This window comes from Paenibacillus oryzisoli (assembly GCF_001653565.1).
Lineage (GTDB): Bacteria > Bacillota > Bacilli > Paenibacillales > NBRC-103111 > Paenibacillus_E > Paenibacillus_E oryzisoli.
Genome location: NZ_LYPB01000071.1, coordinates 63,144 through 84,012, shown reverse-complemented (window position 1 = coordinate 84,012; position 20,869 = coordinate 63,144). Strand labels below are relative to the sequence as shown.

General features: G+C 45.1%; 24 protein-coding genes. 2 read left to right on the top strand and 22 right to left on the bottom strand.

Annotation, left to right across the window (positions count from 1 at the left end; genetic code table 11):
- Window positions 1-12 precede the first annotated feature (12 nt).
- Window positions 13-465, bottom strand: a complete 453-nt coding sequence (locus tag A8708_RS16965) for an ACT domain-containing protein (protein ID WP_056610603.1) — start codon at window positions 463-465, stop codon at window positions 13-15.
- 196 nt (window positions 466-661) lie between these two features.
- Here A8708_RS16965 and A8708_RS16960 point away from each other — a divergent pair, with 196 nt between their 5' ends.
- Window positions 662-1,171, top strand: coding sequence for an NUDIX domain-containing protein (locus A8708_RS16960; RefSeq protein WP_068665491.1), 510 nt, complete (start codon window positions 662-664; stop codon window positions 1,169-1,171).
- Between the two features lie 64 nt (window positions 1,172-1,235).
- On the opposite strand, the gene A8708_RS16955 is transcribed toward A8708_RS16960, so the two are convergent.
- The 20 genes from A8708_RS16955 to A8708_RS16860 all read right to left on the bottom strand — a co-directional run bounded on the left by A8708_RS16955 (window position 1,236) and on the right by A8708_RS16860 (window position 17,669).
- Entirely contained in the window at window positions 1,236-2,219 is a 984-nt protein-coding gene (locus A8708_RS16955; RefSeq protein WP_068665490.1) for a C40 family peptidase, read from the bottom strand.
- A gap of 252 nt (window positions 2,220-2,471) precedes the next feature.
- A complete protein-coding gene (locus tag A8708_RS16950) occupies window positions 2,472-3,545 on the bottom strand; it encodes an anthranilate phosphoribosyltransferase (protein WP_068665488.1) in 1,074 nt (357 codons plus the stop codon).
- 155 nt (window positions 3,546-3,700) lie between these two features.
- A complete protein-coding gene (gene obgE / locus A8708_RS16945) occupies window positions 3,701-5,005 on the bottom strand; it encodes a GTPase ObgE (protein ID WP_068665487.1) in 1,305 nt (434 codons plus the stop codon).
- A gap of 15 nt (window positions 5,006-5,020) precedes the next feature.
- The gene (locus tag A8708_RS16940; protein ID WP_068665485.1) at window positions 5,021-5,827 is read right to left on the bottom strand and encodes a Spo0B domain-containing protein; all 807 of its coding nucleotides are present in this window, start codon (window positions 5,825-5,827) and stop codon (window positions 5,021-5,023) included.
- Window positions 5,828-5,965: 138 nt separating this feature from the next.
- The gene (rpmA, locus tag A8708_RS16935) at window positions 5,966-6,280 is read right to left on the bottom strand and encodes a 50S ribosomal protein L27 (RefSeq protein ID WP_036742986.1); all 315 of its coding nucleotides are present in this window, start codon (window positions 6,278-6,280) and stop codon (window positions 5,966-5,968) included.
- A 4-nt stretch (window positions 6,281-6,284) separates the two neighbouring features.
- The gene (locus tag A8708_RS16930; RefSeq protein WP_068665483.1) at window positions 6,285-6,638 is read right to left on the bottom strand and encodes a ribosomal-processing cysteine protease Prp; all 354 of its coding nucleotides are present in this window, start codon (window positions 6,636-6,638) and stop codon (window positions 6,285-6,287) included.
- Window positions 6,639-6,649: 11 nt separating this feature from the next.
- The gene (rplU, locus tag A8708_RS16925; RefSeq protein ID WP_028555793.1) at window positions 6,650-6,961 is read right to left on the bottom strand and encodes a 50S ribosomal protein L21; all 312 of its coding nucleotides are present in this window, start codon (window positions 6,959-6,961) and stop codon (window positions 6,650-6,652) included.
- Between the two features lie 157 nt (window positions 6,962-7,118).
- On the bottom strand, window positions 7,119-8,282 hold the full coding sequence (locus A8708_RS16920) for an Rne/Rng family ribonuclease (RefSeq protein WP_068665481.1): 1,164 nt from the start codon (window positions 8,280-8,282) through the stop codon (window positions 7,119-7,121).
- A gap of 23 nt (window positions 8,283-8,305) precedes the next feature.
- Entirely contained in the window at window positions 8,306-9,181 is an 876-nt protein-coding gene (locus A8708_RS16915) for a M50 family metallopeptidase (protein WP_068665479.1), read from the bottom strand.
- Complete coding sequence (locus A8708_RS16910) at window positions 9,174-10,049, bottom strand: peptidoglycan DD-metalloendopeptidase family protein (protein ID WP_082927580.1); 876 nt, start codon at window positions 10,047-10,049, stop codon at window positions 9,174-9,176. Before A8708_RS16910 ends, A8708_RS16915 begins: the two co-directional genes overlap by 8 nt.
- A 145-nt stretch (window positions 10,050-10,194) precedes the next feature.
- On the bottom strand, window positions 10,195-11,343 hold the full coding sequence (locus tag A8708_RS16905; protein ID WP_068665475.1) for an FtsW/RodA/SpoVE family cell cycle protein: 1,149 nt from the start codon (window positions 11,341-11,343) through the stop codon (window positions 10,195-10,197).
- Window positions 11,344-11,350: 7 nt separating this feature from the next.
- Window positions 11,351-12,145, bottom strand: coding sequence for a septum site-determining protein MinD (gene minD / locus A8708_RS16900; RefSeq protein WP_068665473.1), 795 nt, complete (start codon window positions 12,143-12,145; stop codon window positions 11,351-11,353).
- Window positions 12,146-12,181: 36 nt separating this feature from the next.
- The gene (gene minC / locus A8708_RS16895; RefSeq protein WP_068665471.1) at window positions 12,182-12,841 is read right to left on the bottom strand and encodes a septum site-determining protein MinC; all 660 of its coding nucleotides are present in this window, start codon (window positions 12,839-12,841) and stop codon (window positions 12,182-12,184) included.
- A 72-nt stretch (window positions 12,842-12,913) separates the two neighbouring features.
- A complete protein-coding gene (gene mreD / locus A8708_RS16890) occupies window positions 12,914-13,441 on the bottom strand; it encodes a rod shape-determining protein MreD (protein ID WP_068665470.1) in 528 nt (175 codons plus the stop codon).
- A gap of 13 nt (window positions 13,442-13,454) precedes the next feature.
- Window positions 13,455-14,318, bottom strand: a complete 864-nt coding sequence (gene mreC, locus A8708_RS16885) for a rod shape-determining protein MreC (RefSeq protein WP_239696731.1) — start codon at window positions 14,316-14,318, stop codon at window positions 13,455-13,457.
- Between the two features lie 21 nt (window positions 14,319-14,339).
- A complete protein-coding gene (locus A8708_RS16880; protein ID WP_068665468.1) occupies window positions 14,340-15,368 on the bottom strand; it encodes a rod shape-determining protein in 1,029 nt (342 codons plus the stop codon).
- A gap of 36 nt (window positions 15,369-15,404) precedes the next feature.
- Complete coding sequence (gene radC, locus A8708_RS16875) at window positions 15,405-16,094, bottom strand: RadC family protein (protein ID WP_068665466.1); 690 nt, start codon at window positions 16,092-16,094, stop codon at window positions 15,405-15,407.
- A gap of 110 nt (window positions 16,095-16,204) precedes the next feature.
- On the bottom strand, window positions 16,205-16,654 hold the full coding sequence (locus A8708_RS16870; RefSeq protein ID WP_068665464.1) for an RrF2 family transcriptional regulator: 450 nt from the start codon (window positions 16,652-16,654) through the stop codon (window positions 16,205-16,207).
- 121 nt (window positions 16,655-16,775) lie between these two features.
- Window positions 16,776-17,378: a Maf family protein gene (locus A8708_RS16865; RefSeq protein WP_068665462.1), complete on the bottom strand. Its 603-nt coding sequence runs from the start codon at window positions 17,376-17,378 to the stop codon at window positions 16,776-16,778.
- Between the two features lie 48 nt (window positions 17,379-17,426).
- Complete coding sequence (locus tag A8708_RS16860; protein ID WP_068665461.1) at window positions 17,427-17,669, bottom strand: DUF4321 domain-containing protein; 243 nt, start codon at window positions 17,667-17,669, stop codon at window positions 17,427-17,429.
- Window positions 17,670-17,832: 163 nt separating this feature from the next.
- On the opposite strand from A8708_RS16860, the gene A8708_RS16855 reads away from it, so the two are divergent.
- Window positions 17,833-19,068, top strand: a complete 1,236-nt coding sequence (locus A8708_RS16855; protein WP_068665459.1) for an N-acetylmuramoyl-L-alanine amidase — start codon at window positions 17,833-17,835, stop codon at window positions 19,066-19,068.
- A 383-nt stretch (window positions 19,069-19,451) separates the two neighbouring features.
- Here A8708_RS16855 and A8708_RS16850 read toward each other — a convergent pair whose 3' ends face one another.
- Window positions 19,452-20,804, bottom strand: coding sequence for a hypothetical protein (locus A8708_RS16850; RefSeq protein ID WP_068665457.1), 1,353 nt, complete (start codon window positions 20,802-20,804; stop codon window positions 19,452-19,454).
- Between the last annotated feature and the right edge of the window lie 65 nt (window positions 20,805-20,869).

Genomic DNA, 20,869 nt, shown 5'->3' with positions numbered 1-20,869 from the left:
TGTATGCAAATCTTAACTGCCTTGGCCGATGACCATAGCACGCTTGACTCCGTCTTGCGCTCCTAGGCGATCCACAATTTCCCGGATCTCCTCACCCATGGATGAAATTTCTAAAGATATAACGACATTCGCCATACCTTGTAGTGGTATCGTTTGGTGGATGGTCAATACATTGCCATCCAAATTGGCGATAAGTGCGAGTACGCGGGACAATATTCCGGACCTATGCTCCAAATCCATTGAAATCGTAATAATACGTTCTCGCTCCAGCTTGCTAAGTGGATGAATGCCATCTTTATACTTATAGAAGGCGCTTCTGCTCAGCCCAACTTGTTCGACAGCGTCATGAATCGTCTTCACTTCACCGCGTGCAAGCAGCTCCTTGGCCTGGGCTGTCTTCAGAACACCTTCTGGAAGAATATCCTCACGGACTAAGTAGTACCTCTCAGGTCCGATGTGCTTCATGGTTGGATGAAACTCTTTGCTCTCCGGCACCTAACTACCGTCCTCTCCAAAAAGACTAATGTTTCCCTATAGAGGACATTATATCGAAACATGCCCCGTGAAGCAATAGGCAAAATGCATGCAAGCATCCGCCTTTGCAGCCTCTTCCTTTTCTATGCTAAGCTAAAATGGAACGAACGAAGAGAGGGGTCTCCCCATGATTACATTACGAATGATGTCTACTGCACTTTTATGGAACCAGCATGACGAACTCCTTATGATGAAACGCGCATTAAACCGCACGATCTCTCCCGGCTTATGGGCGGCAATAGGTGGTCATCTCGAACCGCATGAAATTAGTCAACCAAGAACGGCTTGTTTCCGCGAAGTTTGGGAAGAAACCGGCATCGAGCAAGATGAGATTCAAGATTTACAGCTGCAATATGTCTTACTTCGGCTCAACGGCCAAGAAATACGCCAACAATTTTTCTATGTCGGTACAACAGATGTGACTCCACGAATCGTTACCTCGGAAGGTGATCTGCACTGGATTCACAAATCGGCTGTCCTCGATCGTCCGATGCCTTATATTTTCCGCTGTTTACTCGAACATTATTTCAGTGTAGGCCGGACTTCTCATCCGTGGATTGGCTCAGCAGGCGTTCAACTAGGGACAGACACGCCAACGATTCACTGGAATCCTTTATTGGACCCGATGCAAATTTAAGTTACCCATGACTCGAAAAAGAGCAGACAACGATTTCTCGTTGCCTGCTCTTTTTGTTGATTCCTTACAGTGCACTACCTCCGTATAGGAAACGATACTCCCAATGCCGATTTGCAATGGAATCAATTCGCACGCCACCACTTTCTTTGGAGTACGTCGAGAGAATTTGACCATTGCCTAAATAAATAGCGACATGTGTTATCGTTTGTGTAGCCTTGTTAATTCCTGAATAGTTGGATTCTGCTGTCCCTTTATAAGACATAAAGAACATCAGATCGCCAACTTTGAGGTTATGCCAGTCCGTTACATGGTGCCCAAGTGACTTCACATACGCGCCTTGTCCTCTCGAATCGGATGGTAATTTCAGTCCAATTCCATCCAAGTATGCCTGACGCACAAAATCAGAGCAATCAAACGTAGCTGTGTTATTGCGACTGGACCCATATTCATAAGGTGTTCCTAAGTATTTCTTACCTGCCGCTATCACTTTTTGAATCTTCTCACTTGTCGTACCGCCACCTGTGTTCGTATCAGGTGATGTACTTCCGCCTGATGTTGATATGTAGGTAGGACTTGTGCTTATGTATCCTTCACGACCATCCGATGCTTTGACTTTGTACCAATATGCATTTACTTTCTGCAGAATTTGAACGGTTTCTCCTGCCTTGAGATAACGGATTCGCGTTGCATTTTCATTAGCAGCAGTACGGAAACTCACGCTTGCGACGATACGTCCTGTACCCGTTGCAGGTGTTGTAGATTGACCGTTTGCTTGTATGTATTTCGAACTCGTTGAGACATAACCGATTTGACCATTTGTCACTTGAACTCTATACCAATAGGCGTTCACTTTCTCAATAATGGAAACAGGCTCACCAGCTTTTAAATAGCGAATACGCGGTGAATTCTCATCTGGACTTTGGCGAAAACTCACACTGCTAATAACTTTACCAGTAGTTGCAGCTGAAGCTGCTTTAGGGAATGGGACTGTAACAGCACCAAATAATAATGATGGGATAAGGGCAAAAGCAAGTAATTGTTTCTTCAATTTTGTAGCCTCCTAGCGTTATGTACTTGCGAATCAATATGACACTAGTAAATGGTAACATATCCATTGATTAAGTTTTAGCTGTAACATCTACCAATTCGCCTACCCCCACAAAATAAACGGCTATGCCGACCATTAAGGACGGGAGCGTTTTATGGAGCAATACTGCCAAATTAATATGTCAAACATATTAATTCTATATTGAAAAAAAGCCCCCATTAGCTGCCTACTCAACAGCTTTCAGAAGGGCTTTCAACCTATTTTTGTAGAGGAATCATCGTTGTCAGCAAGATCTTGCATTTTCAAATACTGACTCTGTTCAATCCAGCGCTGCATCGTTTTATGGGCTTCTTTCCGCTGTAGCAAAGCTTCAGCAAGCTGAAAGCCCTCTTCGTAACTGTCTACCTTATCAAACCATTTCAATCTTAGCCCCGCATTAAAAATGACATGATCACGTTCACGCTTAACTTCAGTCCCATCCTCACCTGAAATAATACGTTTTACCATCGTAATCTGTTCTTCTTTTGCAAGGTTGGGTAATGGCGTACTTGTGAAACCAAATTTCTGCGGCTCAACATTGCGAGACTCATCTCCCCAAGGTGTCACAATCCGAATTGTACTGTTTTCATAGAGTGGCAAATCCTCAGAACCATCAATGCCGCAGATGATATACGCTTGTTGAAACTCCGAACGCATCACTATCGGAATCAGTGATTCCATTGCTTTGCGGTGTTGCACTCCGATAATTAAGTTCGTCGAAAGTACAGGATTTAACACTTTCTCTATCGTATCGATGACCGTTCGTATCCCCAATTGCTCCCGCACCTGTTTCAGTCGTCCAATTGGCGGACACAGTTGCTCTGTAGGTAGAAATCCGATATGCAAATGAACTAACATCGATTGCCAAGCCTTCACAGAAAGTTGTAAAGATACACCGAGGCTTTCTACCATCTCCTTCAGGGCGGTCCCTTGGCGGGACGGAAGCGCATCGCCACCTTGCATAACCTGTGTGAACCCCACTGACGCCAGCAGCAGGGAGACAGGCAGCGTAATCGGAAATCGCTTCCTCCCTTCTGTGAGCCCGATAGAGTGAAGCGAGTAAGGATGCGGAGGATAATTCAAAGAATAGCTGCGATAGGCATCAATAAAGGCCATCAACTCGTCGTCCCCTTCCCCTTTCATACAGAGCGCCATTAAAAATGCTGCGCATTGCGCGTCTGTTGAATCTCCTTTCGCCATTTCACAAGCCGCTTCGAAAGCTTCGTCGTAGGTTAAATTCCGCAAACGTGTCTGATCCGAACCCATCGCTTGAATCCATCTCTTCATCATACTCCTCCTTTCCCGCTACTATTATGTCATGTTTACTAACACGATTCATTGTTAATATTAAAATGGTAATCAATTTAAAACTTTATGTCAAGTATTGTGACACATTAGCTGACATAAAAAAAGCACTTACCCCTTAGGATAAGTGCCTTGTTTTACAAATTGTTCTCGTCGAACTCGAAGTCAAAATCACCGATTTGAATCGTCTGTCCATGGACTGCACCACGTTTACGCAACTCATCATCGATGCCCATGTTACGCAAAATACGAGCAAAACGCGCGATACCATCTTGGGTCGTAAAATTCGTCCGCTTGATTAACTTGTCAATCGAAGGACTTTCGATAACGAATACATCATTATCACGACGAATCGTATAGTCGTTCTCTTCACGTTTCTCAATCCGATATACCTTACGCTCTTGTGCCTCAGCTACGCCCTCAACCTCAGGGGCATTCGGGATGCTTTCCACGATGTCGGAAATCTTATATAGCAATTCTTGTACGCCGCCGCGCGTTAATGCCGAAATCGGATAAACCTCAAACTCTTTACCATCAGCAGCTAGCTGTTCTTTGAACAAAGCCAAGTTATCTTCCGACTCTGGCATGTCCATTTTGTTCGCTACTACGATTTGAGGACGCTGCTCTAATTTCGCATTGTAGAGCTTGATTTCTTCATTAATCTTGATGAAATCTTCGTACGGATCACGACCATCCGCAGCCGACATGTCCACGACATGTACAATAACCCGCGTCCGTTCTACATGGCGTAGAAACTCATGTCCCAAACCTACGCCTTCGTGCGCACCTTCGATCAAACCTGGCAAATCGGCCATCACGAAGCTTCTGCCATCGCCAACATCAACTACACCTAGGTTTGGCGTTAACGTTGTGAAGTGATACGCTGCAATCTTGGGCTTCGCAGCTGAAACGACAGATAGTAAGGTTGATTTGCCCACGCTTGGGAAACCGACAAGCCCTACGTCAGCCATTACTTTCATTTCTAAAGTAACCCAACGCTCGACGCCTTCTTCACCATTCTCGGCAATCTCAGGAGCTGTTAGGCGCGCCGTTGCAAAGCGTGCATTTCCTCTTCCGCCTCGACCACCTTTGGCAATGACAACCTCTTGCCCATGGCGTGTCAAGTCAGCAATCACTTCTTGCGTATCATCATCAATGATAGTCGTCCCCGGAGGGATACGAACGATCATATGTTCCGAATTGGCTCCGTGCATCGTTTTGTTGCGGCCTTTCTCGCCGCGATCTGCTTTAAAGTGCTTTTGATAACGGAAATCCATTAACGTCCGCAAACCTTCATCTACTCGAAAAATAACATCTCCGCCGTTGCCTCCGTCACCTCCGGCAGGGCCGCCATCGGGTACATACTTCTCCCGACGGAAAGCGACTAAACCGTCACCACCGTCGCCGCCTTTTACAAAAATCTTCGCTTTATCAACAAACATTTCTACACCTCAACTTTATATATGAAACGGCAATCGCAGCGTGACACTTGCTTCTTCTTCATGCCAATCATCATTTTCAAGCAAATACTGTGAACCTTTCGACGAAAAACGTGCCAAAACCGATTGCTCAAGTTGTTCCCGATTATAGGGGCCTTGATATACAAAATCAAGCAGTAAGCCATCTTCTTGAACATCAAATTCCAAGCTGAGTGTGCCACTTTCCCCCTCTTCGAATGCCGTATGTTCCTGGATGCATGCCACCACTTGCCGAACCAATCGTTCAATCAGTCCGTGACTAATGGGGAGTTGTCCAAGATTAACTTCTTGCTCAACTTCCACATTCAGCTCTAATGTCTTGGACTGTACACGGAACTGAAGCAAGTAAGCAATAAAGGAGGGGATTCCCAGTTTGGAGAGATTGCTTTCCTGCTGCATAGTCATTTTTATTTTTTCCATATAGGGCCGCAAATTATCAAACTTCTTCATTTGAATGTAACCAAATAAAATTTGGGTATCATTCATCCAATCGTGCCGCAAGCGATTTACAACGGCAATCAGCTTAAGATGATCCTCTTGCTCTTGCTGCTTTAATGTAGAACGCCACTTCTCTTCCATTCTACTTACTTGTAGTCTCCATGCTGTATACCCACTTACGAGAATAATTAGTAGAAATGCCACTCGAATAATCCACGGTTCTGTCACCAACAAGCCAGTCAATCCTATGAGCACAAGTGCTAATACATAGACCTGTGCGCTGCCCAATTGCTTCATTATCCGCTCGCCCCGTTCTCCCGCTTTGTAACCGTTCATCCAGTATATCATGCTGCCTGGAAAACTTCACCAAACAAACGAGAAAACCCCTGCCCCGGACCATCCGAAATGAGTGATCACGGTTAGAGGTTCTTTCCTTGCATATTGAGAAAAAATCCCTGATGAACTCTCGCTCACCAGGGATTCTAATTACGCTTCTAGAGCTGCAGCTACAGGAGCTACATCAACTGGGTATACGCTCACTTTTTTGCGATCGCGGCCCAAACGCTCGAATTTCACTACGCCTTGTACCAAAGCGAAAAGTGTATCATCCGAACCGATACCTACGTTCGTTCCTGGGTGAATTTTCGTACCGCGTTGACGGTAAAGAATGCTTCCAGCAGTAACAGTTTGACCGTCAGCACGTTTAGCGCCAAGGCGCTTAGAGTGTGAGTCACGACCGTTCTTTGTGGAACCTACCCCTTTTTTGGAAGCAAATAATTGGAGATCCAATTTCAAAAACATGGTGTTATCCTCCTTTGTGATAGATTGTTTCAATCGTTATATAGTCACCGTAAGTTTGTTCAATCGTTTGTAGCATGACGATCATCGATTCTATAATTAACTGCACTTGATTCCAAGTATCAGAATTGTCGCGCGCACTGTCCGGGATGGTTACATCCAGCAGTCCAGGCTCCATTTCGTGAATGGGAATCACGCCGGTTAAGGATTCTATCGAATTACAAGTACCAACGGATATCGCTGATACCGCGGCGCAGACCAAGTCTTTGCCAGGCACGTCAAACTCAGCATGGCCTTCAACGACAAAAGAAAGAATTTGAGGTGATTCCAGTTCAAGACGTTCTATGGTCACGTAGATCATAGGCTTGTCTCTTACGCTTGGATTTTCTCAACTACTACTCTTGTGTACGGTTGACGATGACCTTGCTTTTTGTGATAGTTCTTTTTCGGCTTGTACTTATAAACGATGACTTTTGCGCCTTTGCCGTGTTTCTCCACTTTCGCGGAAACGGAAGCACCAGCAACCAATGGAGCACCTACTACTAGGCCATCCTCTTTGGAAACCAAGAACACACGATCAAAAGATACAACCTCACCCTCAGCAGCGTTCAATTTCTCGATGTAAAGAACATCGCCTTCTTGAACTTTGTACTGTTTACCACCTGTTTCAATAATTGCGTACATTTTCACTTACCTCCTCATGTCTCAGACTCGCCTTGTGCAGGTGACGGAACGGAATCTAATCCACTCGCGTACTTCGACCTGTTTCGTGCGGTTACAGCATGCCTAAACAACACACTCCGAGTATTATATCACAGTTTTATTTTCATATGCAAACCTTTTATTTGCGTTTCCGCGTCAGTTCCAACAACCCTAACTTGGTCCAACCAACAATTGTCGTCTTAGAACGATCCTTGCGCACAGCTTCCGCCATATTCGCCATGACCTTCGCACGATTGTCTTCCCCATGCATATCAATAAAATCAACAATTATAATGCCTCTAAGGTTACGAAGCCGCAAAAGCCTAGGGATCTCGACAGCTGCTTCACGATTAATATCTGTAACTGTTTGCTCAAGATCAACAGAACCGGTGTATCGCCCTGTATTGACATCAATTACGGTAAGAGCTTCGGTTTGATCGATAATTAAATAGCCGCCGCTAGGAAGCCAAATTTTGCGACGAAAGCTCTGATTCAACTCTTCTGTAACGCCGAAATGATCGAACATAGGTGTTCTACGGTCGTAGAAAGCAATGCGGCCACGCCAACCCGGCTGCTGTTTGCGGAGCAAAGTTCTCATTTCTTCAAAGACCTTGTTGTTGCTCATCCACACTTCTTGAACTTCATCCGATATCACATCTCGCGCTAGTTTGGGCAATAAATCCAAGTCTTGGTACAGCTGTGCGGGAGCATGCGTTTCATCGCGCTTCGCTAGAATGCTACTCCATATATCGCGTAAATTTTGCAGATCATCTCGGATGGCTTCTTCACTTTGACCTATTGCACCTGTTCGAATAATAACGCCTTCACCAGGCATCAGATTACCCTCTGCTAACTGCTTCAGTCGCTGCCGCTCAGCTTCTAGATCAATTTTGCGAGATATGGCAATATAATCAGCATCTGGCATATACACGATCCAACGTCCCGGAATGGAAACGTGCGTAGTCACTCGCGCCCCTTTGGTGCCTTGGGGGTCCTTGCTCACTTGAACCATTAGCATTTGCCCAACCTCGGCAATATCTGCAATGGAAGGCTTAATCTTAGGCTGCTTGTCCACATGAACGGGAAGGAGATCGTCTATATAAAGAAAGGCATTCTTCGCAAGTCCTATATCGACGAATGCCGCTTGCATGCCAGGAAGTACGTTCACGATGCGGCCCATGTAGATGCTGCCTGCCCGTTGAGATTCAAGCGGATACTGCGTATCATACTCCACCAGACGTCCATCTTCTAGCAATGCCGCCTGTGTAAGCTCTGGTGCGCAGTGAATTATCAGTTGCTTCATACATGTTCACCTCACCAGTTATTTTACATGAAAAGATCGGAAACTGCACTCCCCGGTTTTTTCCCATCTAAATAACCGCCTACGATTTGCTGCTCGGGCAGAACAGCTTGGATGCGTCCTGCCTCATTTACGACATAAATTAAGTGGTATCTTTCTCGCATAAAAAGCTTTAGCGTCTCCGCCATCGTAAGCTGCTTCGTAATGACAATAGGCTGCGCTCTTGTACCTCGGCCCAGCAGTTGTCCTACACGTAAGCCGCGCCCCATAAGAAAACGCAGAAAGTGATACGGAATCTGCCGATAAGCGTACCAATTCGATACAAGTAAAAACAGACCGATAACGAGGAAATTGATCGGCAGCTGCCCTTGTACAAGCTGAATCATCGACATAACAATGATCGATAAGCTAATAATCATACTGATCCAAACCGAATAGACAATCGTGTTATGGAAGGACATGATATAACCTAACAAGCCTTGCATAATTCTCCCGCCATCGAGCGGCATCACAGGTATCAGATTGAATAAACCGATCATGAGATTCGCTTCAATGAAGTAATCCCACCAGTTACCATTTCCGATATCAAATGACTTCATTATCAACGCCAACCCTATCATCCATAGGTGTTGTAGTGGTCCAGCTATAGCGACGATCAACTCTTCACGCGTAGATGTACTCCCTAGCTCATCAACAATTAAGACACCGCCAAAGGGAAGTAATTGCACTTCTTGAACTCTCCAACCGAACCCTTTCGCCGCGGTTAGATGTCCGAGTTCATGAATGAGTACGATGCCGAATAGCGTGATTGCCTCTAGGAAATACCCCGTTATCGCACAGCCAATCATAATTAGCGTAAAAAGGGGATGGAAACGATACTTGGTGCCTGCCCATTTAATCAAATGTGATCACATCCGCCGGATTGATCGTCACGCCCTCTTTCATGACAGAGAAATACAGATTCCCCTTCGCTGAATCTTTGGCAGAAGCCTTACCTATCGGCTCCCCCACCTTCATCCAATCCCCTACGGAAACCGTAGCCTCGCTGAGTCCGCCGTATAGCGATTCTAATCCGCCAGGATGGCGAATCATAACGGTTACTCCCGTATCCGTCGTCGTACCTGCGAAGATGACTTGTCCTGTATCCATCGCATACACCGGCGCAAACTCAGCTGTGTTCAGTTTGACACCCTTATGAAGGTTCCCATCATACCTGATCAACACACTTCCTTTGGCAGGTGCGAACAACGTACGCTTCGAAGTACTTACAATCACTGCTTCATTGGCTGCACGGTTAAAGCTAGGAATAAAGGAAGGAGCGCCTCCGAATTTATCAGCATACCACGCGGACACAGCTGTAAAGTCATAGGATTGCGTTAGTGCTGCCGTTATATAGAGCTTCCCTTGATCAGCCCATGGCTTGTCTATGTGAAACATACCGTAAATAGAGGCAAATAGGGCACCACTGATAAGTAACTTCATGGCAATTCTCCGAGCAGATGGCGGGGTGAGCAACCCTCTTTCTGAATCATCATTCGCCATATCCTTCATAAGCTTCTGCCTCCAAGCAAACTCAGGATCTTCCATTCGCCTTCTCCAGTCAGGATCAGCATATAAGGGCATTTCCTCTACCTGTCGAGTTGGTACTAGGAAATCAAGCGACGGAGAGGATCTGTGAGAGCTCCCATTTCCTTGTGAAACTTCTGACGATTCTCGCAAATGGCGAAGTCGCTCTAGTCGGCGTTGCTTTACTTTATCTTTTATAACCATAGAATCCCCTCCTCATAGAACTTCATTAGTACAGCCTATGAGCACATGGACAAGATTATGTGAAAAGTGCTTTTCTCAACCGGTTTGCAGGAATTGAAACAAGCCCGCGACCACAATATGGCCACGGGCTTAGTATAATCAAGGATTAAAACAATTCAGGGGCACGCTCCTGATGCAACTTCACACTCATGACAAGACCAATTGAGAGCATATTGATCAGAAGAGAAGTACCTCCATAGCTTACAAATGGAAGCGTAATGCCCGTCAATGGCATGATACCGATTAACATCCCTACATTTTCGAATATTTGAAAAACGAACATCGACACGACACCGACAACAATGTAAGCTCCACCAATATTTGAACTTTGAATCGAAATTAAAATCATCCGGTAAATCAGCATGAAATAGATAAGCAACAGGACAGCAGAACCACGGAATCCGAATTCTTCACCGACCACAACAAAGATAGAATCGGAATAGGCATAAGGAATAAAATTACTATGTACCGAAGTACCTTGTAAATACCCTTCTCCCTCAAGCCCACCTGAACCAATGGCTCTTACTGCATTTCGTACTTGCCAACTATCATCCTCGGATACATCATGCGGGTACAGATACGTATCAATGCGGTCCATCCAATGACTAAAGCCGAATCCCTTAAGCATCTCAAACAAACTATCATGAAAATGTTTGTATAAGGTAAGTGTCAGGAAACCTACTCCGACTACGAGGAGGATCGCTATCAACACCTGTGAGTATTTGATATTCCCAATCCATAGCATACCAATCAGAATAATGACAAAAATAATCGCATTCCCTAGATCAGGCTGTATAAGCACAAGTACGAAAGGAATAGAAACAGCCAAACCAACGGGAATTATATCATTCTTCACCTGAAGTAAGTCCCCGCCGCGTCTGGCTAGCAGTGCTGTAATACAAACAATCAAAATTAACTTGACGAGCTCTGCAGGTTGGAATGTCAATCCTCCCGGAAGCTCAAACCAGCCGCGGGCACCATGAATCTTTTTACCAAAAAAGTAGACAGCAACCAGTGAAACAATGCCAATCCCATACAAGTAGGGGGCGATACGTAAAAGTACACGATAATCGAATAAACTGCAGCCTAGAAAAGCGATAAGTCCTACTCCATATAAAATCAAAATTTTGGAAATGCTGATGTTAATGGTCGGATGATCGACAGAAGCACTGTAGACCATCATTGTACTTATCACCATGAAGGCAATCAGAATGACAACAATTGGAATATCAATGTTTTTCAGTTTGGCAAACACAGAACTATCATCCTATTCCAATAAACTTTTTCATTCTTTTTACCCAACCGGTTTTGTCCTCAAGCTGCATGAGCGGCACCGTATCGCCAACAATGCGTCTAGCTATATTCCGATAGGCAATGGCTGCGCGAGATGAAGGGTTCATCACCGTTGGCTCACCTAGATTAGCAGCCTTAATCACATGCTCATCATCAGGTACAATACCCAACAAATCGATAGCTAGTACAGAGCAAATTTCATCGATATCCAGCATTTCGCCTTTTTTCACCATTTGAGGACGAATCCGATTGATGACAAGCTTGGGTGAAGATATTTTCTCATTTTCCAAAAGGCCAATAATCCGATCCGCATCACGCACAGCGGCATTTTCAGGAGTTGTGACGACAATAGCTTTATCTGCGCCAGCAACCGCGTTCTTAAAGCCCTGCTCAATACCCGCCGGACAGTCAATAATGACATATTCGAAATCATTTTTGAGTTCCATAATAATGGTTCGCACCTGATCCGGAGTTACGGCGTGCTTGTCCTTCGTTTGAGCGGCAGGTAATAAATACAGTTCATCAAATCTCTTATCCTTTATCAGCGCCTGCGGCAAACGGCAACGACCTTCCGCAACGTCTACAAGGTCATAGATAATTCGATTTTCCAATCCCATCACAACATCCAGATTACGCAAGCCAATATCCGTATCAACCATGCATACTTTCTTCCCAAGAAGTGCAAGTGCAGTCCCCAGATTAGCGGAAGTCGTCGTTTTACCAACGCCACCCTTACCTGAGGTGACAACGATAGCCTCTCCCATATTCCTCACCCCAGACACAGTTTATGTTATAAGTATTTATTTAAGTGGCGCATCCGGCCATATCCGATGAAGCTGATGCAGCTTATCGATTTCCATTTTACCGTCTTTGACATAAGCAAATTCCATGAAAGCCTCTTCGATTCCCCACTCATCTGGCGAACGACTAATGACCCCAGCAATTCGTAATTGTGTAGGCCGCATATGAGACGCAGCAATGATGGCTTTCTCGTCTCCATCAGACCCTGCATGAGCCATTCCTCGAAGTGAACCCATGATGTAAATATTCCCTGTAGATGTAATGATTCCACCTGGGTTGACATCACCAAGATAAAGCAAATCTCCTTCGTTATGAAGGGTTTGTCCTGAGCGAATCATTCCTCTTAGCGTTGTCATAGATACCTTGGGTTCCGGTGGAACTTCCACTTTAGGCGGATCGCTTTCAATGGATTGAATTAAGAGATTCCCCTTCTGCTTAATCACATTTCGGATCTCTTCTTTCTGCTCATCGGTGGCCTCACGGTTGCCCAGTTTGACATTCACATGAATGATTGGACCCGTTAATATTTGTTGATGCGTTTTCTCGAGCTTATGCTGCAGTTCTTGCAACAACTCTTGCCAATCGCATGCGTCATTTAGTAAAAATACTAGGCCATCTTTGACCCCTTTAATCATCACGTGGTGCTTCGCTACAGACATAATGGCATGACGACCTCCCAACCTATACATTTCGGCCCTTGTTCTAAATTCTCCTGCTTATCCCCTGGAAAATTAATCTTCCTTCGCTGATGCTGCAAGTCGTTTGCCTTCAAGCAGTTTGCGGATGGGAACGTAACAAATCAAGGCCGCAAGTAAATTGAATAGAACACTTGGGAGCATGTAATGGGTGAGAGCCCAATTCAAATCAATGGCGATTAGTTTGAATAAGCGGTTGATCCCATAGTTGAGAAACTCAAAAAGCAATAATCCTAAACTTGTAATAAGCAAATTGTAAAAAATGAGATTGGGCTGCTTGCGCTGGACAAGACCTGCCAAATAACCTACGAGCCCCATGCTGAAAGAGTACACACCCAGCATCGCTCCATAGTAAGTGAAATCGTGTAACAATCCAAACAGAAGCCCGTATAGCAACGCCGCATGACGATGATGAAAAAGTCCAATAAAGATAATGAATACCAAAGGTAAATGAGGTGTAACATACACGATTGCTTGCCATGAGGCTGGCAGCAACCATACGACTAAACTGCCTTGAAGGATAAACAGGCCGAGCAGGATGAGCCATAACACATGTCTATTCATTTGCCCGCTCACCTCATTTCACTTCCGGAACTTCAACAACGAACACTTCACGAATCCGGTTAAAGGATGCTTTCGGCTTCACCATTACTTTATAGGTAATGCCGAATTCCCCGGGTCCAATCGAAGAGATCGTCCCCACTTCGATCCCTTTGGGAAATACCTGCCCCAAACCTGAAGTAATAATCGTATCCCCGACTTTCATATCGTCAGCATGTTCAACTTTATTCATAACGAGCTCCCCAACCTTGGGATCATACGATTCGATCATCCCGAACGGCTGTGAATCATTCCCTTTGACTGTGACGGCAATTGCTTTGGAGTTGTTGTCAGTATCATTCGTCTCTGATAGCAGCTGCACGTTGGAGTGAAAGCCAAACACTTTACTCACTCTTCCCACTAAGCCATCGACAGTCATAACCGCCATATTCTCCTTAATCCCATCTTTATCACCCAAATTAATCGTTACGGTGCTGTTGTAGGGATCTGGATCAATGGTGACGACCTCAGCGATTCGATATGTATAGTTGTTGGCTTGTCGCTGACGTTCTGTAAAGCCCAGCGATTCCATCAGTCGTTTGTTCTGCGATTCAAGCTCGTTCAAACGCTGCGTATCTCGTGCATATTGTGTTAGCGTTAGCTTTAATGTCTTGTTTTCTTCATAAATGACACGCAATTGTCTGATGTCTTCGAAGAAGCCCGCTACCTGCGCAGCGGGCTTATACAAGAGTCCTTGCGTCCATGATATGGAGTCTTTAACGAATTTCTCAGGCCATGTCATCGGCCCACGATTCCCTAGTGTTAGTCCCATCAAAATAAAGAAGCAGACTAAACCTGACATTAGAAAAATAAGTCGTTTATTTCCCATGAATTTAAACAAATTAGCACCTTCTAACGAAAATTAACCCTTATACCTCGAACCTGATTTGTTTTTGAATAAGTGAATATTCTCTAAGGCACGTCCCGTTCCAATTGCAACGCAATCGAGCGGATTCTCGGCAACCATAACAGGCATCCCCGTTTCTCGTGCCAACAGACGGTCCAAATTACGAAGCAATCCACCTCCACCGGTCAGTACAATACCACGATCCATAATATCGGCCGACAATTCTGGTGGACATTTCTCAAGCGTGACTTTCACGGCTTCCACAATAGCGCTTACCGTATCTGACAACGATTCTGTGATCTCCACAGACGTTACACTAATCGTTTTGGGTAACCCGCTGACAAGATCACGACCACGAATTTCCAGTGAATCTGCCTTATCTGTGTTTAAAGCAGAACCGATTTCGATCTTCAGCGTTTCAGCGGTGCGTTCCCCAATCATTAGGTTGTATGTACGTTTAATATATTGAATAATGGCTTCATCCATTTCATCACCAGCAATACGAATGGAGCGACTGGTTACAATACCGCCGAGTGAGATAACAGCAACCTCTGTCGTACCTCCCCCAATATCAACAACCATACTACCCGTCGGTTCCCATACGGGAAGATCCGCGCCAATCGCAGCTGCGAATGGCTCCTCGATCGTGTAAGCTTCTCTTGCTCCCGCTTGTTTCGTTGCATCTTCAACGGCACGCTTTTCTACAGCTGTAATCCCGGATGGCACACACACCATGACATTCGGATGACGCGGAAATAACCAACGTTGCTTCTGAGCTTGACGAATAAAGTATCGAATCATCGTTGCAGTCGTGTCAAAATCAGCAATAACGCCATCCTTCATTGGGCGTACGGCTCGGATATTCCCAGGTGTACGACCAATCATCTTTTTGGCTGATTCACCAACTGCTTCAATTGTTTTTGTATCTGTACGAAGGGCGACCACGGAAGGCTCCCTAACGATAATTCCTCTGCCTTTTACATAAACCAATGTATTCGCGGTGCCTAAATCAATCCCCAGATCTTTCGTAAAACCACCAAACATACAAAGAGCTCCTTTCCTGTTGCGTGTTCTATTATATTACATAAAGCCTTGTTCCTTCAAACTTATAAATCTCTGATCTCCAATGATAACATGATCCAACACTTCAATACCAATTATTGCACCAGCTTCTACTAAACGACCTGTCAGACTAATATCTTCCGGACTTGGGGTCGGATCTCCACTAGGATGATTATGTACACAAATGATGGAGGCACTGCTTCTTTTAATCGCTGCACGAAAAACTTCTCTTGGATGGACAATAGAGGCATTTAAACTTCCCATAGATAATGTTTCTTGTGCGATAACATGATTCTTAGTATTGAGGAACAAGCAAACAAAGTGTTCTTTCTGTAAGTAACGAAGATCCTCGCTCATTAAATTCGCGATATCTTTGGGCGAACGGATCGTTATCCGCTCCTCATATGAACTCTTAGCCAGTCTGCGTCCTAGCTCAATACCCGCAAGAATTTGCAGAGCTTTGGCATTACCAATTCCCTTGATTTGCGTTAACTGATCCTTGCTCATATCAACAAGACTGCGAAGCCCCCCGCTTTCACTTAGAATCCGACTTGCCAAATGAATGGCTGATTCAGCTACCGTACCTGTCCTTAATAAAATGGCAAGCAGTTCGGCATGACTTAGTGCCCCTGCCCCCAGTTGAAGCATTCGTTCCCGCGGTCTCTCTTCAAACGGAACTTCTCTCAGCATCAAACTTGAGCTTTCCATCTTTTCCCCTCTTCCGTACTGTAGGTTATGTTACTTCTTGCTATCCCATGCATAGGTATATAAGCCCCAAAAACGACATAAAACCCCCGGACTGTTAGATCCGAGGGCTTCTAGGATAAAGATTCTGTATTCGATTTCGGGCATTCAAATGCCCTGATTTGTTCTAGCATACTGCCAATTGTATGACCTTCAAAGTAATTTTCCATCTGCTTCTCAGCATCGTTGAAAACTGTACCCATCAATCGATCCATCTTGGATGATATCATACAAGGCTTGGACTCATCACCAGAGCACCAGCTCGGCTTCAAAGTACCTTGACATGTCAAACGATAAATCTCCCCGAGTGTGACTTCCTCAGGCTTGCAACTCAGTATAAATCCGCCACCAATGCCTTCTTTCGTCGACACGTACCCTGCTTTTCGAAGAAATCCCATAACTTTACGAATACGGGCAGAATGCGTTGATACATTAGCTGCAATCTCTTCACTAGTTGCCATATGATCAGGTAAGTGTGCTAATAGAACAAGACTGTGGACGGCAATTGTAAATTCGCTGTTCATGGCAGGTACCTCCCAGAAGAATGCGAAGTCATGTCGCTTACTGTCATTGTAACCGTTACAGATTGCACAGTCAATCTAATTACCCTATTTTGGACTAGAATGGATAGGGTTGGAAATGAAGTTACAGTACTTGGATATCGAATGTCAGCAGTAAATCACTTAGCAAGGAAAGTGGAAGTCCCACAACTGTGAAATAATCGCCATCAATTCCGCTGATTAGCGTAGCGCCTATGCCTTGAATTGCGTATGATCCCGCTTTATCTTTGGGTTCCCCAGTAGCTATATAGCGCAGAATTTGTTCATCCGTCATGGGCTTCATCCGTACATTAGTTACACTATGAGAGACAACTTCTTGACCCGTAGCTGCATCTACGCAAGCAACACCACTATACACCTGGTGTGTATGCCCTTGCAGTGCTTTCAGCATCCTGAACGCATCTTGCTCATCGATCGGTTTGCCCAGAATTTCCTCGTTATACACAACAACCGTGTCAGAGCCTATGATAATACCATGCTGATCTTGGGTCTCTAACATATCTCGAACTGTCCCCGCTTTGCGTAAAGAAAGCAGCTCAACGAGCTCCGCTGGCGTTATTTTTTGTTCGACGGTCTCATCCGCGTCACTTACACGAATAATATAGGGTAATCCAAATGATTGGATAAGCTCCTGCCTCCGAGGTGACGATGAAGCAAGAATAAGTCTTTGATCTTCTTTGGTTTGCACGTACGCTACCTCCTAAATAATCCTACGTTTATAACGTTCATAAACTCACTAGAGTTTCCGATATAGGAGATATGCTCCTACTAATCCAATAATACTGCATAGGTTTAGCTTCACCAAAAGGTCGAATTGATATTTCACAACTTGTAAATCCGCTTTCGGTTCCCAAGAAATTTCAACCGATTTAGTTAGAAATGAGAGAGCAGGAACAGGCGCCAGCAGCTGACCGATAATAATCCCGGTAATTAACCCGACGATTAGAAAAATGATTAGAGTAAACGTGTTTTTTTTCATTCCTGTCATCCTCTCTGTATAAGTACAAGCCTATTATACGAGGATTGACCTCTTTTTTCCATGTCAAATAAACAGCCCATGCGTGAAATCATCCTTGGTGATTCTTACCTGCTTACAGCTTAGACCAATCCTAGTATGATAATTACCGGAGGTAAATTCAACTATGACTCTTCTCAAACGATTTATTCTGTTCACTTTATTACTCACATTTTCTTTCCCTTATCATGCATTCGCTTACAAGGTCGTGCTTGATCCTGGGCATGGTGGAAGTGACCCCGGCGCAATCGGTGTTGGCGGACTCCGTGAAACAGATGTCAATCTGGACATCACGTTACAGGTGCGACAAGCCCTACTTGATCGCGGTTACGAAGTCGTCATGACACGAACCAACGACACCTTCTTATCACTCGCACAAAGGGTCGCCTTCACGAACGAACAGCAGGCTGACTTATTCGTATCCATTCATGCCAACGCGCATTCGAGCCCCAAAGCCAACGGAACTATGGTACTTTACTATGATAACGCGTACCCACAGGAAGATTACCCAGCAAGCAGTGAAATGACGCAGTTAACGCCTTACAGTAAAGATTTGGCGCAGCGTGTGCAGGATGGATTACTTGCGCAAGCCGGTACCAAAGACTTGGGGCTGACGCCAAGCGCTGTCTACGTTGCCCGAATGGGAACCATTCCGAGTATTCTAGTAGAAACGGCTTTTCTCACGAATTCGGGTGATGCAGCCTTGCTTGCTAGCAGTGCAATGCGTTCTAAAATGGCGATTGGCATCGCCAATGGAATTAGCAGCTATGAACCACCTCTTTTTACCGACATGCTTGTACATTGGTCCCGATCTTCTGTTCTTCGCATGAAGAATAAAGGGATTATCGAAGGGGTCGGCAACAATTACGAACCAGACCGTGCACTGACGAGAGCAGAGTTCCTCACATTGATGGATCGTGTATTTACCTTGGACAAGCTGCCAGCTATCTGCAGCTCAACCGGTAGTGTAACTGCCAATGTGTACAGCTGCGGGGCTACCCCATCGAAAAGCTATTCGGATTTATCTCCTACCCATTGGGCAGCCGGCGTTTTTGCCAAAGCGGCGAAGTTAAACTTACTACAAGGGTATGCCGACGGTACGATTCGTCCGAATCAAGCGATTACACGCGGGGAAGTTGCTTATTTATTCAATCAGCTTCTGCAAATGACTTCACCAACGCCACAACCAACGTATACAGCCGCATTCGATGATGTACCGAAGTCCATGTGGAGCGCTTCAGCTATCCTAACTTTGAAGGATAAAGGCATTATTAATGGTATATCGGACACTTCCTTTAAGCCTGATCGAACCATGACAAGGGCTGAGATTGCAGCCATGCTCGATCGATACATCACGAAATAACAGTTTTTTTCGCACCGCGTGCGCCCTCCGGCGCGAGGTGCTCGGTCACACGCCGGCTGTTAAACCTCATGAAGAAAATAGTTGTCCCACTGCTGCATCGCATTTAGATGGAAAAACTACAGCTAATGTGATTGAATTTGAGGTATTTTCGTGATTAGATGGAAAAACTACAGGTAAATTCTATGAAATTTGAAAAATCGGTACATTTGAAGGAATTTAACTACAAGAAATACAATTAATCATCAGAATTCGCTAAATCCGTTTCGAATAGATGGAGAAAATCCAGTTAAATTACGGGAAGTCGTTTTATTATTTACTGCTAAATAGCGAAAAAGAGGCGTTTCAATAAGTCTATATAGACTATTGAGACAGCCTCTTTCTTTTTATGCTACGCTAACAGTCTTCAGTAGATTTTTCTGCGCAATAATGTACTGCATTAAAGCAGATTGCGCTTGCCACATTAGTGCCTGAGACGGTGTTTTCTTATATTCTTCCATGGATTGAACAGCACTATTAAGCGCAGTTGTCATCTTCGTCAGCAACGGCTTAACATCATCTCCCGCTCCGTTAGTCAGTGCTGTCCCCAGCGTAATTAGTGTCTGATGGGAAGTACGAATGGACTGTAAAGAGACATCTGTAAGCGCCGTTGGCTTCGTCTCCGCCAAATGGATAAGTGTCAGACCACTAATTGCCGTCACAAGCTTGTCACCCTCTGCAATATAATTCGGTAAGGACTCCGGCTTTGCCCCAGACCAACGAATACCCGTTACTGCCGGAAAATCCACATTTTTCATAAACACCTCAATCGTTTTATCCGTAGCCTGCACACCTTGCTTCAAAACGATGGCATCGTCCTTCGTCTTAGCAAAGCCTACAAACACAGTAAGCTTATCGGAATTATCCAGCGCAGAAGCAAGTCCTTTCTTATTGAGCGTATCTTGAACAGCTTGAGCGCCTTGAAGCGAGCTGAACACCCCATTTTGCAAGAAGGTATACGATTTAGCAGGAATTTGCACGGCAGTGACAGCTGCAGTTGTAGCAGGTAAAGCGACATCGCCCGTACCTGTTTGTGTTTTGGTCGTGGAGGCAGATCCTTGTGTATTGGGTGATGCCACCGTAACTTTACTCGGAATTGTTGTCGCTACGATCGTGGTAGTATCTCGCTCTGAGGAGAACATAGAGAGCACGAAGAAACCGAATGCGATTCCCGTTACCACTGCCCCTGCCACTGATGTGGCTATACGAATCCACGGCGCCCCAGACGACTTCGCATAACGCGTTTCATTCCCAGGGTCCCGGTAGGGTTCTTTGGGAGTCCAAGTTGACCATTCCTCTCGATGATGCTCCGGATCCGGATCCGGCTCTGGCTCTCTCTCTTGTCGAATAACCGTTGTTGGAAGTGGTGGATTCTGCCCCTCACGAGATATTTGGGTTTCCCGAATGATTCGTTCCACACGCTCTCCTTCCGATTCAATCTGGCTATGCCAGCTTCCAAAATCAGTGGTAAACGTATTCAGCGCATGCGGTTCAAATAGTGATTCTACTTGCTCTCTTTCCCCTTGCTCATATCGTGTTACTTCCTTCGGGCTGCGATCTATCTTCGGCTCTATCACTTTAAACTCTTCTTGATAGAGTGGAATGATATTCTCCTCTTGATCATGCACCCTGGCTGCTCTGCGTGTCGATTCTGTTCCTTCATTGGGGTCGAAGCGATATGTAATTCTAGCTTTTTTCATCCTCTTCTCTCACTCCTCATCATATATATGGCCCGAAACGGGTACAATGCCGTGTGATCTTGTCC